14 protein-coding genes are annotated in these 16,078 nt (G+C 67.5%); 11 read left to right on the top strand and 3 right to left on the bottom strand.

Going from position 1 to position 16,078, the window contains the following annotated elements:
• Positions 1-19: 19 nt before the first annotated feature.
• Positions 20-1,426, top strand: a complete 1,407-nt coding sequence (locus tag ACJ8AT_RS23480) for a S8 family peptidase (RefSeq protein WP_407740059.1) — start codon at positions 20-22, stop codon at positions 1,424-1,426.
• Positions 1,427-1,484: 58 nt separating this feature from the next.
• A complete protein-coding gene (locus tag ACJ8AT_RS23475) occupies positions 1,485-1,895 on the top strand; it encodes a hypothetical protein (RefSeq protein WP_407740058.1) in 411 nt (136 codons plus the stop codon).
• Positions 1,896-2,300: 405 nt separating this feature from the next.
• Here ACJ8AT_RS23475 and ACJ8AT_RS23470 read toward each other — a convergent pair whose 3' ends face one another.
• Positions 2,301-3,047 carry an SDR family oxidoreductase gene (locus ACJ8AT_RS23470; protein ID WP_407740057.1) on the bottom strand — a complete coding sequence of 249 codons (747 nt, stop codon included), beginning with the start codon at positions 3,045-3,047 and terminating at the stop codon, positions 2,301-2,303.
• Positions 3,048-3,332: 285 nt separating this feature from the next.
• Between ACJ8AT_RS23470 and ACJ8AT_RS23465 the strand changes: the two genes are divergently transcribed.
• From ACJ8AT_RS23465 to ACJ8AT_RS23440, 6 genes are all read left to right on the top strand, one after another.
• Entirely contained in the window at positions 3,333-4,043 is a 711-nt protein-coding gene (locus tag ACJ8AT_RS23465; protein WP_407740056.1) for a TetR/AcrR family transcriptional regulator, read from the top strand.
• Complete coding sequence (locus ACJ8AT_RS23460; protein WP_407740055.1) at positions 4,040-5,035, top strand: 3-oxoacyl-ACP synthase III family protein; 996 nt, start codon at positions 4,040-4,042, stop codon at positions 5,033-5,035. Before ACJ8AT_RS23465 ends, ACJ8AT_RS23460 begins: the two co-directional genes overlap by 4 nt.
• A 36-nt stretch (positions 5,036-5,071) precedes the next feature.
• Entirely contained in the window at positions 5,072-6,637 is a 1,566-nt protein-coding gene (locus ACJ8AT_RS23455) for an acyl-CoA synthetase (protein WP_407740054.1), read from the top strand.
• A 90-nt stretch (positions 6,638-6,727) separates the two neighbouring features.
• Positions 6,728-7,351 (top strand): hypothetical protein, encoded by a 624-nt coding sequence (locus ACJ8AT_RS23450; protein WP_407740053.1) that lies wholly within the window; start codon positions 6,728-6,730, stop codon positions 7,349-7,351.
• Positions 7,352-7,402: 51 nt separating this feature from the next.
• Positions 7,403-9,061, top strand: coding sequence for a hypothetical protein (locus ACJ8AT_RS23445; RefSeq protein WP_407740052.1), 1,659 nt, complete (start codon positions 7,403-7,405; stop codon positions 9,059-9,061).
• A gap of 2 nt (positions 9,062-9,063) precedes the next feature.
• A complete protein-coding gene (locus ACJ8AT_RS23440; protein WP_407740050.1) occupies positions 9,064-10,149 on the top strand; it encodes an alpha/beta fold hydrolase in 1,086 nt (361 codons plus the stop codon).
• Between the two features lie 41 nt (positions 10,150-10,190).
• Here the strand turns inward: ACJ8AT_RS23440 and ACJ8AT_RS23435 are convergent, their stop codons facing one another.
• Positions 10,191-11,216: a lipase gene (locus ACJ8AT_RS23435; protein ID WP_407740123.1), complete on the bottom strand. Its 1,026-nt coding sequence runs from the start codon at positions 11,214-11,216 to the stop codon at positions 10,191-10,193.
• Between the two features lie 207 nt (positions 11,217-11,423).
• Here ACJ8AT_RS23435 and ACJ8AT_RS23430 point away from each other — a divergent pair, with 207 nt between their 5' ends.
• Together ACJ8AT_RS23430 and ACJ8AT_RS23425 are read left to right on the top strand one after the other, a co-directional pair.
• Complete coding sequence (locus ACJ8AT_RS23430) at positions 11,424-12,461, top strand: synaptic vesicle VAT-1 family membrane protein (RefSeq protein WP_407740049.1); 1,038 nt, start codon at positions 11,424-11,426, stop codon at positions 12,459-12,461.
• Positions 12,462-12,506: 45 nt separating this feature from the next.
• A complete protein-coding gene (locus tag ACJ8AT_RS23425; protein ID WP_407740048.1) occupies positions 12,507-13,766 on the top strand; it encodes an MFS transporter in 1,260 nt (419 codons plus the stop codon).
• Here ACJ8AT_RS23425 and ACJ8AT_RS23420 read toward each other — a convergent pair.
• Positions 13,755-14,339, bottom strand: a complete 585-nt coding sequence (locus ACJ8AT_RS23420; RefSeq protein ID WP_407740047.1) for a hypothetical protein — start codon at positions 14,337-14,339, stop codon at positions 13,755-13,757. The genes ACJ8AT_RS23425 and ACJ8AT_RS23420 overlap by 12 nt on opposite strands.
• Before the next feature lie 242 nt (positions 14,340-14,581).
• On the opposite strand from ACJ8AT_RS23420, the gene ACJ8AT_RS23415 reads away from it, so the two are divergent.
• A complete protein-coding gene (locus ACJ8AT_RS23415) occupies positions 14,582-16,015 on the top strand; it encodes an esterase/lipase family protein (RefSeq protein ID WP_407740046.1) in 1,434 nt (477 codons plus the stop codon).
• Positions 16,016-16,078: the final 63 nt, after the last annotated feature.

Genomic DNA, 16,078 nt, shown 5'->3' with positions numbered 1-16,078 from the left:
AGTAAGGAGTGAAACTTCCATGAAGTCCTATCTATTGGTTCCCAAGGAGAGCATCGAGACCCAGGCGCGCGTGGGGGTGAGGGGGACAACGCGGGGTGAGCGGCAGCTTCAGCGCTCCACGGCGCTGCGCTTCGTCGGAGCCGAGCGGGCCGCCGAGGCGCTGCAGCAGCTCGGCCTGCGCTCGGCGACCCTGCCCGGCGCGCGGCCTTCCGTCAGCGAGCCGAGCGGCGGCAAGCGCGGCAGGCGCGGCAAGGGTGGCCGGGTCGTCAGGGTCGCCGCCACGCCCATCCCCGGCCCGGTGTCGGAGATGACCGGCACGGAGGCCGGCTCGTACCGCTACATGCCGCTCATCGGCGCGACGATGGCGCACTTCTACTCGGACAAGGCCGAGCGCTCCGCCCGCGGCGAGCTCTCGCGCGACTTCGAGTTCATCCCGGACGTGGTGCCGCTGTCCTTCCCCGGCCCGGTGGCCGGAGAGACGGGCCCGCGCAACCGCGGCATGGCCTCGCTGGCCGAGCGCGAGTGGCCCGCCGAGTGCGGAGTGCCCCTGGCCCACGCCCAGGGCATCCGCGGCGCCGGCGTCATGCTGGGCATCCTCGACACCGGCATCGACGCGGACCACCCGGAGCACGCCAGCAAGGTGGTGCAGTTCCGCTACGTCTCGCTCTTCCCCAACTCGCCGCACACGCCGGCGCGAGACGTGCGCGGGTTTGATCCGGACGGCCACGGCACGCACGTGGCGGGTATCGCCGCGGGCGTGCACCACGGCGTGGCGCCCGAGGTGGACCTCTACGTCGCCTCGGTCATCGAATCGGAGACCATCCGCACCAGCCTCGGCCGCGTGGCCGCCGGCATGGAGTGGCTGCTGCACCAGTTCTCCCGGCCGGAGAACGCCATGCGGCCGGCGGTGGTGAACATGTCGCTGGGCTTCCCGGTGCAGTGCCCCACGGGCATTGGCGAGGCGGACTACCGCCTCAACCTGCGCGCCCTGCAGACCATGATTCGTCGCCTGCTGGACAGCAACGTCCTGCCCGTTGTCGCGGCGGGCAACAGTGGACCGAACACGGTTGGTTACCCAGCAGGCTTTCCGGAGGCACTGGCCATCGGTGCAGTCGACTTCGACAGGAAAGTGGCCAGCTTCTCGGCCAGCGGAGTGGTGGGGAAGCGCTCCGTGCCGGATGTGATGGGTTACGGTGTCAACATCTATTCAAGCACCGAGCGGCGGTGCAACAACCAGGCGTTCTACGAGCGAATGAGTGGCACCAGCATGGCTGCCCCTTATGTTGCCGGTATTGCAGCACTGTATCGTTGCCGTGCGCCTGACTTGACGGCGCTTGAAGTGAAGGATTTGATTATGTCCAACACGGTCAAGCTCAAGCGCTCGCCAGGACACCGAACGGGCAAGGGTTTGGCCGTGTACCGCTGACGACGTAGCGTCCGGGGCCGGCGCCGAGGGAGCGCCGGGCCTGGAGGAGGAAGGGCCAATGAGCAGGAAGCAGAATGGACCGGGGAAGAGCAGCCTGTACCTGCGGGCGGTTCCCTCGGTTCGGGGCCTGCCGGGGAGGGGCGGCCAGGACGCGGCCACGGCCGAGTGGATCGACGTCACGGTCATGCCAGCCGAGAGCGGCGCGCCGCAGCGCCGTGCGCCCCGTGAGGTGGCGCGCAGCCGGGCGGCCGTCTACCAGGAGGGCCTGGCCGAGAGCGCGCGCTTTCGCGATGACTTCATGCGCTGGCTGGAGGCCCACAAGCTCCAAGGCGCAGTACGGTCCATCAGCGAGCCGGGCGGCTCCCTGCCCATGTTGACCGTCCGCTGTGCGCCGCGCGTGCTGGATCAGCTGCGGCGCACACCGGAGTTTGAAGCGGGCACGAGCATGTCCCTCGAGCTTCACTCGTAAGGCGCAGCCTCACCCACCCTTTCGCAGGCCCTCCTCCTTCATGAGAAGGACGGCCGCGAGTGGCGCTTTTTTGCGGGAGGCCACCTCCCGGGAAGCCGCGGCCCTCGTGCGTTCTCGTCTCTTTGAACCAACGACCCGCCTCGCGTCTTCCTGAATAACCTAGAAACTCAGGATTCTCCCGGCAAGCTGCCAGGGGGCTCCCAGTCCTAAATCCCTGTCATTCATGAGACACCCGAGAGGATTTTTTGTTCTCTCGCGGACGGCTCTTTTTCTCGATTCTTGAGGCGGCCAATCGACCGATGGGAATGCGAGACAAGGGCCTGCCTGGCGGCTCGAAAGGCAGACAAGCGTGAGGCCGCCATCCGCGGCCCGCCTCGAGCGCGGGCCGCGAGGGCGCAGCTCGGCTCAGAACGCCAGACCGCCGTCCACGTCGATGGTGCGGCCGTTGAAGTAGTCGCACTCGAAGATGAACTTCACGGCCACCCAGATGTCCTCGGGCACGCCGATGCGGCCCACGGGGATGTTGGCCACCAGGGTGTCCCGGGCCTTCTGGTTCATGCCCTGGGTCATCGGCGTCTCGATCATTCCGGGGGCCACCGCGCCCACGCGGATGCCGAACGGAGCGAACTCCTTCGACCAGGTGACGGTGTTGGCGGCGAGCGCCGCCTTGGCGGAGACATAGTTGGACTGGCCGCGGTTCCCGTGGCGGGCGATGGAGGACATGTTGACGATGACGCCGGGCTTCTGCTCCGTCTCCACCATCTTCGCCACCACCTCGCGCACCATGAAGGTGGCGCCGGTGAGGTTGACGCCGATGACGGCGTTCCAGTCCGCGGTGCTCAGCTTCTTCACCTGGCCGGTGGTCTTGTCCTTCTTCACCAGCAGGGCGTCGCGGAGGATGCCGGCGTTGTTGATCAGCCCGTTGAGGCCGCCCATGGCCTGGTGGGCCCAGCCGACGAAGGCGATGCAGTCCTCCTCGTTGGACACGTCGAGGCGGCGGCGGTGGATGCCCGCGGGCAGCGCGGCGAGCTTCTCCTCGCTGATGTCGCCCACGGCCACCTGGGCGCCGGCCTCGTGGAGCCGCTGAGCGAAGTGGGCACCCATGCCCTGGGCACCGCCCGTCACCACCACCTTCAGGTCCTTGAGCTGCATGTCATCTCCCGTGGAGTGAGGCGCCGAGGAGGCCCGGCCGCCTGGAAAAGTGGCGCGGAGGGTACGCCCAATGCCCGGGCGCTGACCAGGGGGGGATGTTCCTGAAACCTGAATCGGCCTTCAACTTCCCATGAGCCGGGTTTCAGGCTCGAAGGTAGCCCAGGCCGTCCACCCGCCGCACCCCACCGCGGCGCTCCCCGCCGGGGCATGACGCACGGGGCCAAGCAACTCCCGTGCGGGAGGTTTTGACAAGCCCGTCCGGGCGATGCTACCCGTATATGAAACATGAATCGCCCTTCAACTTCATCCGAGCGGATGCTGCCCGTCACGCCCCGGGGCCAGAAGACCCGCCAGAAGCTGCTGCGGGCCGCTGAGGCCATCTTCGGGGAGAAGGGCTACGAGCGTGCCTCCATCGCGGATATTACCCGCAAGAGCGGCGTGGCGCTCGGAACCTTCTACGTTTATTTCCCGGACAAGCAGTCCATCTTCGTGGAGGTGGTGGACGAGCTGGGCGAGCGCCTGCGCCGCCTCATCGCCGAGTCCGTGACGGGCTTCACCCACCGCATCGACGTGGAGCGCGAGGGCCTGCGCGCCTTCTTCGAGTTCGCCCGCGAGCACCCCAACCTCTACCGCGTGGTCCGCCAGGCCGAGTTCGTCGACCAGGCCTGCTACCGCCGCTACTACGATCGCTTCGCCAGGGGCTATGTCAAAGGGCTCACCCAGGCCATGGACGCCGGGCAGATCCGCGGCATGGATCCAGAGGCGCTCGCCTACTGCCTGATGGGCATCGGTGACTTCCTGGGGATGCGCTGGATCATCTGGGAGGAGGACCCGGGCCTGGAGCGCGTGCTGGACACCGCCATGGCCCTCATCCAATACGGCCTGGATCCGCGCCCCGCGCCTCGCGGGGGTAAGGCCCCTGCCAAGGCCACGAGCTCTTCCGCCAAGCGCGGTGCACGTCCCGCGCGCAACACCCTCCGGAGCACGACATCATGAGATACGCGCAGATCCTCTCCACCGGCCGGTACGTCCCCGAGAAGGTCATCACCAACGCCGAGATGGACCGCATCGTCGGAGAGCCGGTGGGCGACTGGCTCGTGCAGAACGTGGGCATCCGCGAGCGGCACATCATGGCGGAGGACCAGGCCACCTCGGACCTGTGCGTGGCCGCCGCGCGGCAGGCGCTCGAGCGCGCGGGCACCCGCCCCGATGAGCTGGACCTCGTCATCGTCGCCACGGACACGCCGGACTACTTGAGCCCGGCCACCTCCTCGGTGGTGCAGGCCAAGCTGGGGGCGATCAACGCGGGCACGTACGATCTCAACTGCGCCTGCGCCGGGTGGGTGACGGCGCTGGACGTGGCCAGCAAGACCATCGCCGCGGACGACAGCTACCGGCGCGTCCTGGTGCTGGGCGCGTACGGCATGTCGCGCTACATCAACTGGAAGGACAAGAAGACGTGCACGCTCTTCGCGGACGGAGCGGGCGCGGTGGTGCTGGGCGCCGATGACAAGCCCGGCTTCATGGGCGCGCGGCTGCTGGCCAACGGCGAGTACCACGACGCGCTCGGCGTCTACACCGGCGGCACGTTCCGGCCGGCCACGGCCGAGTCGCTCGCGCTCACCGGCGGCAAGCCCGCGGTGCAGTTCGTCCGCAAGTTCCCCGCCACCTTCAACACCGAGCGCTGGCCGCAGCTGCTGGACATCCTGCTCAAGCGCGCCGGGCTCTCGCTGAACGACGTGCGGCAGTTCGTCTTCACCCAGCTCAACCTGCGCACCATCGAGGCCACCATGAAGGTGCTCGGCCAGCCGATGGAGAAGGCGCACTACACCATGGACAAGTGGGGCTACACGGGCTCGGCCTGCATCCCCATGACGCTCGATGACGCGGTGGAGAAGGGCAAGGTCCGGCGTGGGGACCTGGTGGCCTTCTGCGCCAGCGGCGGCGGGCTCTCCATGGCCTCGGCTCTCTACCGCTGGACGGCCTGAGCCGGACGGCCCCACACGGATTGAGGGGGAACGCGCATGTTCATCGGCGATTGGATGGGACGAGGCGCCCTGTACTGGCCCGAGAACCTGGCCGTGGTGGACCTGGCCAAGGGCGAGGCGGGCCGGTTCACCTACCGCGCGCTGAACGCTCGAGCCGAGGCGCTGGGCGGCTGGCTGCGCGATGTGGCGGGTGTGCAGCGCGGAGATCGCGTGGGCCTGGTGGCCCACAACGGCGTGGAGTACCTGGATGTCCTCTTCGCCTGCGGGAAGATCGGCGCCATCTTCGTGCCGTACAACTGGCGCCTGCACGCCAACGAGCTGACGGACCTGGTGCGCGACACCACGCCCCGGGTGCTCCTCTTCGGTGACGACTTCCGCGACAACGTGGCCCAGGTGAAGGACCGGATTGGCGACTCCCTGCGGCTCGTCCACCTGGAGTCCAGCAGCCTGCCGGGCAGCATGCCCTACGCGGAGACGCTGCTGCACCGGCCCGCCGCGCCAGTGAAGAACGACGCGGTGGATGCCGAGGAGACCCTCTGTCTGCTCTTCACCGGCGGCACCACCGGGCGCTCCAAGGGAGCGATGATCTCCTACCGCATGGTGGCGTGGAACACGCTCAACACGCTGGTCCACGAGGTGCGGTCCGGGGACGTCACCATCACCCACACGCCCATGTTCCACACGGGCGGGCTGCTCGTGTACACGGTGCCGCTGCTCACCGTGGGCGGCACCGTCGTCATCATGCGCCGGTGGGATCCCGAGGAGCTGCTCACCCTGGTCCAGCGCGAGAAGGTGACGCTCTTCTTCGCGGTGCCCACGCAATACCAGCAGCTCTTGGACTCGCCGCGCTTCCGCTCCACGAACTTCTCCACCGTGCGCTTCATGACGAGCGGCGGCGCGCCCCTGCCGGTGCCGCTCATCCAGGCGTGGCAGGCCGTGCACTCGGTGCCCTTCAAGCAGGGCTTCGGGATGACGGAGTTCGGCCCCGGCATCTTCAGCATGGGGCCGGAGTTCGCCATCTCCAAGGCGGGCTCCATCGGCCGGCCCAACTACTTCATCGACGCGCGGCTGGTGGATGATCACGGCCGCGAGGCGCCCGTGGGCGAGGTGGGAGAGCTGGTCCTCAAGGGCCCCTCCATGTGCTCCGGCTACTTCAACGACGAGGCCGCCACGAAGGAGGCCATCGACGCGCAGGGCTGGTTCCACACGGGAGACCTGGCGCGCCGGGACGCGGACGGCTTCTTCACCATCTCCGGGCGCAAGAAGGACATGTTCATCTCCGGCGGCGAGAACGTGTACCCGCTGGAGCTGGAGACGGCCCTCTACGAGCACCCCGCCGTGCAGCAGTGCTCGGTGGTGGGCGTGCCTGACGCGAAGTGGGGCGAGGTGGGGCGCGCCTTCGTGGTGCTCAAGCCGGGCAGCTCGGCCAGCGCGGAGGAGCTGCTGGCGCACCTGCGCGAGCGGGTGGCGCGCTTCAAGGTTCCCAAGCGGGTGGAGTTGATGGAGCGCCTGCCCATCTCCGCCGCCGGGAAGATCCTCAAGCGAGAGCTGAGGGAGGCCGCCATCGCGGCGGAGGCGCGCGGCCAGTCCCAGGGCAGTTGAGTTCGCGGTGAAGTCTTTCGGGGAGGCTGGGTGAGCCTCCCGCAACACGTCTTCCCCGGCAGTTCCGCCGGAGACATGAGGAGTACGCGTATGAAGAAGAAGCTGCTGTCCGCGGTGGTGTTGGGAGCGCTGAGCCTCGTGGGCTGTGGAGGCAATGACACCACGACGCCCCAGACGCCCTCGGTGCCGAAGTTCGACACGGCCGACAACATCCGCAACTACCTCGAGGGCAAGGCCCTGGTGATGGAGGGGACCAACATCCCCAGCTTCCCCAACGGCTATGACGAGGACGTCAACTACGGCGCCGCCACGCAGTGCTACCAGAAGGTGCAGATCACCGTCTCGAGTGGCAGCTTCCACGTGAGCAGCAACCTGGCCACCCTGCGCGACGCCCCGGCTGTGTTCAACAAGGGCACGTGCGACCATGAGGCCGTCAGCGGTGTGCAGAACTTCGACTCGACCGCGGTCCTCATCGAGAACGTGGCGGCGGACGCGAGCTGCTTCGACATCAGCGTGACCTACCCCGGCTTCAAGCAGGTGGGGCGGGGCAAGCTGAGCGCGGATGGCAAGCAGATCACGCTGGAGCTGTACTTCGAGGGCAAGGCCACGGGCAACACCTGCAAGGACGGCGCGGTGGGCTCGCAGACGGTCACGGTCAACGGGCAGCCCCTCGCCGGCGACGCGCAGCAGGTCTACGCCGTCTCCGCGCAGTAACACGCTCGCGCGCCTCGCGCGCCCTGTCTTCTTCGCATTCCAGAGGGGTCTATGACGTGGTGGCTGAAGGTTGAAGCAGGCAGGGCCCTGCGAGGCGGCGCGACGGCGCTCGTCCTGGCCGTGGTGGGGCTGTCGTCTCTGGCGAGCGCCAGTCCCACGACGGTGCCGGGCGCGTACTACGACAAATATCAGGACGAGAAGAACCGTGATCAGGACGCCGAGCCGCGCGAGTTCGTCCTCATCAACTACTTCTTCTCGCGCTTCACGCTCACCAACCAGGTGGGAGACCCCAGCGGCCTCAAGGGCGTATCGCTGGGGCCCATTGGCAGTCCGGTGGGCAGCGCGGTGCGCGTGACGGACCTGAAGGCGTACTACGCCGAGCAGCGGTGGATCCCCGTCATCGAGTACAGCCCGTGGTTCGTGGACGGGCTGGCCAGCTTCCGGGCCCAGTTCGAGGTGGACTACCTGTGGGGCCGCGCGGCCAACACCGTTCAGCCCAACGAGGGCGGCGGCTTCAACGCGGATCAGGTCAACATCCAGACCAAGAACGTCAACGTGGCGTTCTACCCGTTCCGCGACCCCACCAAGCTCACCATCCTCATCGGCACCCAGCCCGTCTACGACACCTACTACGATCCGACGCGCACGCCGCTCAACGACATCATCCGCACCGGCTACAAGCTGACCTTCCTCGGCAGCGACGCCACGGGCCTCTCTGTGTTCAGCAGCTACAAGGGGAACGCCAAGCTGAGCCTGCTGCCGCTGGGCACCGCGCAGCCGGACAAGGCGCTCGGGGATGATCCGCGCCTCAAGTACATCTGGCTGTTCACCGGGGACTACACCTACCCGGTACAGCCCGGGACGAACGTGGGCGTGTCGGCCTGGGGCCTGCGGGATGACACCAAGGGAGATGCCTTCGCCTACGAGGGCCTGGTCAAGAGCGGCCCCGCCTCCACGGGTCTGGGCGGCTTCACCGGCACCCCCCGCTTCAACATCGAGCGGCCCACGGGCACGGTGTTCTGGCTGGGCGCGCACTTCAACCACAACATCGACTTCCGGACCGGGCGCCTCGCCGCCTCCGGCTTCGTCATGTACAACGGGGGCTCGTACAAGAGCAGCGTCGAGAACACCCCCAATAACACCGAGGTGAAGATCAGCGGCCTGTCGGCCAACGCGGAGGTGCTCTACAACTGGGGCCACACTCCCAATGACGTGGTGTCGCTCGAGGGCATGTACACCACGGGCGACAGCGATCTGAACGACGGCAAGTACAAGGGCGCCTTCACGCTCAACATGTACGGCCTGCCGGGCGCGGTGTGGTTCGACCACAAGACGCTGCTGCTGTTCCCCTTCACCAGCACGGCCAACAACTACACGGGCGCGGTGTCGGACATCTCCAACCAGGGCTACGGCCTGCGCTCGGCCATCGCCGCGGGCGCGATGGACCTCATCCCCAACAAGCTGAACCTGAAGCTGGGCGCCGCCCTGGCCAGCAGCGACGTGACGCCGCCGCGCTGGAGCGCGGACGTGCCGCGCGGGCGCTTCATCGGCGCCGAGGTGAACGCGGAGCTGAGGTACACCATCCGCTACCTCATGACGGTGGGCCTGCACACCGGCTACATGTTCAAGGGCAGCTTCTATGACGGGGCGCCACTGGTGACTTCCAACCCGTGGGCGGCCTTCACCACCTTCACCTGGTACGCGTTCTAACCATGACGACTGCTCGCGCCGCCTCGGTTCTGCTGCTCTCCGCCGCGCTCGCCTCGGGGTGTGTCCGCTCGTACCGGGAAGAGCCGCCGCTCACCTTCCAGGACTTCCCCTACACCTCGCCCCAGGGACAGGCGTGGCCGCTCAAGCGCATGCCGCTGCCGAAGACGGCACAGGCCTACGGCATGGCCACCGTCCCCGAGGTGGCCTACGTGGAGCTCAACCCCGAGGGCCAGCGCACGCTCGTCTTCATCCACGGGCTGGGCTCGTACCTGAAGTTCTGGCGCTACCAGCTCGACACCTTCGCGGCCCAGGGCTACCGCGTCATCGCCGTGGACCTGCCCGGCTATGGCAAGTCCGACAAGCCCGCCACGTTCCCGTACACCATGGAGGCCATGGCCGACGCGGTGCGCGAGCTGGTGCACGCGCTCGGGGTGGAGCGGCCCGTGCTGGTGGGGCACTCGATGGGCGGGCAGACGGCGCTCTCCTACGCCATCCGCTACCCGGAGGAGCCCGCCGCGCTGGTGCTCACCTCGCCCGCCGGCTTCGAGAAGTTCTCCTGGAAGGAGAAGGCCTGGTTCAAGCGCGTCTTCAGCTCCACGCTGATCAAGGCCTCGCCCGAGTACGGCATCTGGGGCAGCGTGCGGCAGTCCAACTTCGCGCGCTGGCGCCCGGAGCTGGAGTGGCTCATCGAGGAGCGCGTGCGCGTGGTGTCATCGCCGGACTTCGACGCGTACGCCTACGCCAACGTGCGCACGGTGGACGGGCTGGCTCACGACGACTTCGTGCGCGACAACCTGGGGCACATCCAGGCGCCGACGATCATCGTCTTCGGCGAGGACGACCGGCTCATCCCCAACCCGTTCCTGCACGGTGGGAGAGGCCGGGAGATCATGGAGTACGGGCACCAGGGCATCCACGGCTCCGAGCTGGTGGGGCTGGATCGCTGCGGCCACTCGGTGCAGCTCGACTGCCCCCAGGAGTACAACGAGGCGGTGAGCGCGTTCCTCAAGAAGCTGCCGGCCAGCACGGGAGGAGCGCCGAAGCAGGAGCCGGCCGCGCAGGAGCCGAAGGCGCCGACCCCGCCTTGATCATGGAAGGGGAGCGGTGGCTCCCCCTCCACGCGGGGGCGCTACGGGATGGTGTGGTTCTTCACCATGCTGTACTGCACGGCCTGCGTGAGATCCTTCAGGCCGAAGTGGCCGTACGGGGCGGCCGAGTACGTCTTCTCGCCCGTCTGCCCGGGGATGCGCGAGGTGTAGTCGTAGTAGACGACATCCCCGTAGCCGATGATCTCATCCACGCTGGACCAGATGGTGTAGCGGAAGGCGCCCTCGTAGCTGCTGCTGGACATCAGGTTGTCCAGGTAGGCCGAGCGGCCCGACACGCCGATGCCGTTCCAGTAGCCCGGGTACAGCCCGTTGGTGGCGGCGCAGGTGGGCGTGGAGCCGCCCGTCTGGTAGCAGCTGGTCAGGCCCAGGTTGGCGCCCGCGATGCCCACGAACGTGTCCACCGACGAGGTCAGCGGCGGGCCAATGTAGTACTGGCCGCCATCCGCCGCGTCCGTCGCGTAGCCGCCGAGGATGGCCTTGCGCGCCAGCGTCACGCCCATCGAGTGGGTGATGATGTCCACCTTCGTCGCGCCGGTGTACGCCTTCACCGCCTCGATGAACTTGCGGACCTTCATCACGTACGTCCTCGAGTGGTACTGGTACGCCGACATCGTGGAGTCCGCGGGGCCCCACGTCGTCGCGTACAGCTCGCTCGTCTTGTAGCCATGGGACAGGAAGTAGTCGATGGAGGCGTTCCAGCCCGTCTGGCCCGTGGCGCCCGTGCCGATGGCCTTGTCCGAGTTGCCGTGGATGAAGATGACCGGCTGGTTCACCACCGTGTCCGTGCTGCTGGCCTTGCCGCCGTAGCTGCCGCCCACCAGATCATCCCGGACCAGGTTGTACGTGGGCTCATAGCCGTTGGTCTGCAGCCACGAGCGGAAGTGCGAGGTGAAGCCCGTCGTCGTGACGGCCGACTGCTGCGTGGACAACTCCGTTGCAGGAGCTTCGGCTTTCACCGGGGCGGGTTCAGTGCCCTCGCCGCAGCCAGCGGACAGCGAGCCCAGGCACAGCGCACCCAGCAGGGACAGGGAAGAGCGCAGACGCATCATGATTCTCCTTGGAGTGTGGGGGATTACCCGCGTGGTTGGAGAGGGCAGGCGGGCATGTCCTGGAGTGTACGGGCTTCCAGGGAAAACACAGTCAGCCAAATGGACGCGGAGTTGAAAGGTGATTCACCTTTGCAGTGCGTCATGGGGAGAAAGGTGAAGGTTCATTCAGCTGCGCGGTGCGTCATGGGTCATAATGTCCCTCTCATGACAGCGCGGAAGGTGGTCATCCATCGCCCTGGTGGGTACGAGCGGCTCATGCAAGAGCCGCTCGCCGTTCCGGCGCCCCAAGCCGGAGAGGTGGTGGTCGCCACGGAGGCCATCGGCGTCAACTATGCGGACTGCATCATCCGCATGGGGCTGTATGCCTCGGCCAAGGAGTTCGTCGGCTGGCCCATCACGCCCGGCTTCGAGTTCGCCGGCACTGTCGCCGCCGTGGGCGAGGGTGTCACGGACCTCGCGCCGGGCGCGAAGGTGCTCGGGGTGACGCTGTTCGGCGGGTACTCCACGCATGTCGCCGTGCCTCGACACCAGGTCTTCCTGCTGCCGTCGCGGCTCGATGTCGCGCAGGCCGCGGGCTTCCCCACCGCGTTCCTCACCGCGTACTACGCGCTCTTCGAGCTGGCGCACCCTCGCCCTGGGGCGAACATCCTCGTCCACTCGGCCGCGGGCGGGGTGGGCAGCGCGCTCGTGCAGCTCGGGCGCATCGCCGGGTGCCGCGTGGTGGGGGTTGTCGGCAGCTCGCACAAGGTCGAGACGGCGCGTGCCATGGGCGCTGATGTCGTCATCGACAAGTCCCGCGAGGACCTGTGGAAGGCGGCGGAGCAGGCCTCGCCCAAAGGCTATGACGTCGTGCTCGATGCCAACGGGGTCTCCACGCTCCCGCAGAGCTATGAGCACCTGGCCTCGCCCGGCAAGCTCATCATCTATGGCTTCCACTCCATGATGCCGCGCCAGGGCGGACGGCCGAACTGGCTGAAGCTCGCCTGGGACTGGCTGCGCACTCCCCGCTACAACCCGCTCACGCTCACCAACGACAACACCAGCGTGCTCGCCTTCAACCTCTCCTACCTGTTCGAGCGGCGAGAGATCCTCGCCGAGGCCATGGCCCGCCTGCTCGCCTGGGTCGAGGAGGGCAAGCTCGTGGCTCCGCCCGTGACACGGTTCCCGCTCGACCAGGTGGCCGAGGCCCACCGCGCGATCGAGTCGGGAACCACCGTCGGCAAGCTCGTGCTGGTGCCTTGAGGCCTCTGCTATCCACCCACCGCCGTACCCACCTGAATCGCCCCCATGAAATTCCTGCGTGATCTCCGCTCGGTCCTGACTCTGACGGTCCTCGTGGCCGGGCTCGGCTATTTCGTCGATCTCTTCGACATCACCTTGTTCGGTGTGGTGCGCGTCGCCTCGCTCAAGGATCTGGGCCTCACTGACTCGGGGGAGATCCTCGCGAAGGGCCTGCTCATCTACAACTGTCAGATGATCGGGATGATGATCGGCGGCATGCTCTGGGGCGTGCTCGGCGACAAGCGCGGCCGCCTGTCGGTGATGTTCGGATCGATCCTCCTGTACTCGTTCGCCAACATCGCCAACTCCTTTGCCTGGGATGTGACGAGCTACGCGGTCTGCCGCTTCCTGGGTGGCGTGGGGCTCGCGGGCGAGCTCGGGGCGGCGATCACGCTCGTGGCCGAGTCCCTCCCCAAGGACAAGCGCGGCCTCGGCACGACGATCGTGGCCACGCTCGGCATGCTCGGTATCGTCGCCGCGGCGCTCATCGGCCAGCACCTGAAGTGGAAGACGGCGTACCTGACCGGCGGAGCGATGGGCCTGGCGCTGCTGTTCGCGCGCTTCAAGGTCTCGGAGTCCGAGCTCTTCGCCAAGAAGACCGATGCCTCCAGCGCCAATCCCTTCCTGCTGCTCCAGGGCGGGCGCTTCCTCAAGTACATCTCCTGCATTCTCATCGGCGTGCCCATCTACTTCACGACGGGCATCCTCTTCACGTTCGCCCCGGAGCTGACCAAGGGCCTGAACGTTCAAGGAGAGGTGACGGCCGGCAACGCCATCCTGTACGGCTCCATTGGATTGACCATCGGCGACCTGCTGGCCGGCGTGTTCAGCCAGTGGCTCAAGAGCCGCAAGCGCGCGGTGGGGCTGAACCTGACGTTGGGCTTCGGGCTGATGCTCGTGTACGGGCTCGTCCCTGGCCTCACGAACACGGTCGTCTATGTCCTCAGCTTCCTCATCGGCATCACCGTGGGCTACTGGGCGGTGCTGGTGACCATGGCGGCCGAGCAGTTCGGCACCAACATCCGCGCCACGGTGGCGACGACGGTGCCCAACTTCGTGCGCGGCTCGGCGGCGCTGGCGGCCAGCGGGTTCGCGGCTCTGAAGGGGCAGATGCCGGTGGCCACCGCGGCGCTCACCGTGGGGACCCTCTGCTTTGGCCTCGCGCTGCTGGCGCTCACGCGCATCGAGGAGACGTTCTCGCGGGATCTCGACTACGAGGAGACCTCGAAGGCGAGCGTGAAGGACGCGGCGCGCCTAGCCGAATGAGCTCCTGCTGCGGCCCAGGGGGCGGACGGGCTCGTGCTTCGGCTCCGAGAGAGCCAACAGCACGGGCGTGAGCGAGGTGGCCAGGCGCACCGAGCCGGGAAAGAGCTGCTGCGCCCGTCTGCCCAGCGCCGCCGCCTCTTCCAGGCGGCCCTGCGCGTACAGCACGTCGATGAGGCCGCTCCAGCCGTCCTCGAGCACCGTCAGGGCCTTCTCCACGCCCGCTTCCAGGTAACGCTCCGCCGACTCCGTCGAGCCCTCCACGGCGTATAGGAAGTAACCCAGCTCCACCATCGACGCCGCCGAGCGATCCGAGGCGATCACCGCCTGCTGCAGATACCGGCGCACCTTGCCCACCCGAGCGCGCGTCTCCGCGGGCCCGCTGGAGCCGGTGGTCTGCAGCCGCCTGCCCGCCAGCAGCAGCGCGGGCACGTACGCGGGACACGCCTCCAGCACCTCGTCCAGCAGCTCCAGGGACCGGAGCGCCTCGTCCGGCTTCTTCATCCGCGAGGCCCGCCGGTGCAGCGTGGCCACCTCGGTCAAGGACACGTGCGGCTTCGGCTTGCGGCGCTTCATGGCTTCTCCTGTGTCGCAACCCGAGGAAAACGCGGATGCGCGTGAGTGTCCTCGCGGAAAGCTGGATTTACACACGGCGAGCCGGGCTCACTCAACGCCTTCATGACGCGCCGTGAGTCCTGTCTCGCCGCATGGCCCGTGAATGACGCACTGCAAAGGTGAATCACCTTTCAACTTTATTTGCTCCCAGGTGAGGCTCTTTGGTACTTGGCCACTGGCAGACAATTGCAAAGGAGCAACGGATGAGGGCACTTCGCATCAGCGGTCCTTTCGTAGTGGCGGTTCTCGGCATGCTCGGGGGAGCGTGCACGCAGCAGAGCGGAGGCCCCGATGACGGAAAGACGCCCACGCCCGCGGAGGTGGTCGCGTGCCGGGAGCGCATCGCCGCGAAGACGGAGGAGGTGAAGGCGGCGGGCATCGACATCGACAACTGGCCCATCACCGACGCGCCGGAGATGGCGGAGCTCACCACCACGGTGCCCCAGACGCAGGACAGCTATCTGCAGTACGACGGCCACTACCGGCCGCTGGCGGGCCACCCGGGCTGCTTCATCGACAACCTCTACTACGACAAGGGCAACGCCACCGGCACGACGAAGTACGTCGATGGCAACAACGACGGGAAGTGGACCGGCGCCACGGTGTTCGGTGGGCCCAACGCCGCCACCAACTTCGTCGACGGGGACAGGGCCGTCATCGACGGCTATCCCTGCGCGGCCAAGGAGTACACCCAGCGGGATGAGGACACCTCCAAGCCCATCGTCATCCTGGTGCACGGCAACTCCACGCGGCCGCACACCTGGGAGAAGTTCCTCCTGCCGGCGGGCACCCAGCCCACCACCGCCTACGAGAACGTCCAGTTCACTCCGGACTCGGTGGCGCGGGACCAGCTCGCCGAGAAGCTGATCGCGCTGCGCTACCGCGTCATCGCCGTGGACTTCCGCACGGACGCCGTCACCAACGTGGATCCCGCGGCCAACAGCACCACGCAGAACTCCTCCGGCAACATCGACCACGGCTGGGCGACTCCCATCCTCCAGTCGCTCGTCAAGGCCGTGATCAAGAACAACCCCAACCGCAAGCTGGCCCTCATTGGCCACTCGATGGGCGTCACCGTGGCGCGCGATGCCCTGCGCCGGCTCTACGTGGAGCACCTCCGAGGCACCGAGGGCGCCGTCAACCCGTATGCGCACGTGAGCCATGTCATCCTCGGCTCGGGCGCCAACCACGGCGTGTCCACGTATGATCCGGCGCTCGGCGCGCTGTGCGCCAACAACAAGACGATGCGCGGCACCGTCGTCTGCGAGATGGGCAGCCGCTCCAACTACGTGGAGACGTACTTCGCCAAGCCGCTCAACGGGCCGAGGGATCTGTTCTCCACGCCGTGCGCGGACGGCGACTACGCCTTCGGCAAGACGGGGCAGTGCGAGGGCAACGTGGTGAAGTACCTCACCATCACCATGACCGATAAGGAGAAGGGGACCAACTACCAGGACCTCTACGTCTCCGAGGCGGCCTCGCGCCTGGACATGGAGGGCTGCGTGACCAACCACCTCAACACGCTGAGCGACTACGACACCAGCGGCTACTTCAACAAGGGCTTCATCGCCAACCACTTCGGCTCGCTGCGCTCCGAGGCGGGCTTGAAGCTGGCGCTCGATTACCTGGCGCAGTAGTCCCTCTCCACTTCGCACCAGGGGCCCGGCTCGCGCGTGGTGCGCGGCCGTGGCCCCGTTTGT

The sequence above is a fragment of the Hyalangium sp. genome (assembly GCF_045802625.1).
Classification (GTDB): Bacteria; Myxococcota; Myxococcia; order Myxococcales; family Myxococcaceae; genus Hyalangium.
This window is presented reverse-complemented; position numbering and strand designations above follow the sequence as displayed.

Excerpts from the sequence above, each read along its gene's own strand:
- ACJ8AT_RS23430 (WP_407740049.1), top strand. The coding sequence starts at position 11,424 with ATGACAGCGCGGAAGGTGGTCATCCATCGCCCTGGTGGGTACGAGCGG.
- ACJ8AT_RS23445 (WP_407740052.1), top strand. The coding sequence starts at position 7,403 with ATGACGTGGTGGCTGAAGGTTGAAGCAGGCAGGGCCCTGCGAGGCGGC.
- ACJ8AT_RS23455 (WP_407740054.1), top strand. The coding sequence starts at position 5,072 with ATGTTCATCGGCGATTGGATGGGACGAGGCGCCCTGTACTGGCCCGAG.
- ACJ8AT_RS23440 (WP_407740050.1), top strand. The coding sequence starts at position 9,064 with ATGACGACTGCTCGCGCCGCCTCGGTTCTGCTGCTCTCCGCCGCGCTC.
- ACJ8AT_RS23465 (WP_407740056.1), top strand. The coding sequence starts at position 3,333 with ATGAATCGCCCTTCAACTTCATCCGAGCGGATGCTGCCCGTCACGCCC.
- ACJ8AT_RS23460 (WP_407740055.1), top strand. The coding sequence starts at position 4,040 with ATGAGATACGCGCAGATCCTCTCCACCGGCCGGTACGTCCCCGAGAAG.
- ACJ8AT_RS23470 (WP_407740057.1), bottom strand. The coding sequence starts at position 3,047 with ATGCAGCTCAAGGACCTGAAGGTGGTGGTGACGGGCGGTGCCCAGGGC.
- ACJ8AT_RS23415 (WP_407740046.1), top strand. The coding sequence starts at position 14,582 with ATGAGGGCACTTCGCATCAGCGGTCCTTTCGTAGTGGCGGTTCTCGGC.
- ACJ8AT_RS23450 (WP_407740053.1), top strand. The coding sequence starts at position 6,728 with ATGAAGAAGAAGCTGCTGTCCGCGGTGGTGTTGGGAGCGCTGAGCCTC.
- ACJ8AT_RS23435 (WP_407740123.1), bottom strand. The coding sequence starts at position 11,216 with ATGCGTCTGCGCTCTTCCCTGTCCCTGCTGGGTGCGCTGTGCCTGGGC.
- ACJ8AT_RS23480 (WP_407740059.1), top strand. The coding sequence starts at position 20 with ATGAAGTCCTATCTATTGGTTCCCAAGGAGAGCATCGAGACCCAGGCG.
- ACJ8AT_RS23475 (WP_407740058.1), top strand. The coding sequence starts at position 1,485 with ATGAGCAGGAAGCAGAATGGACCGGGGAAGAGCAGCCTGTACCTGCGG.
- ACJ8AT_RS23425 (WP_407740048.1), top strand. The coding sequence starts at position 12,507 with ATGAAATTCCTGCGTGATCTCCGCTCGGTCCTGACTCTGACGGTCCTC.
- ACJ8AT_RS23420 (WP_407740047.1), bottom strand. The coding sequence starts at position 14,339 with ATGAAGCGCCGCAAGCCGAAGCCGCACGTGTCCTTGACCGAGGTGGCC.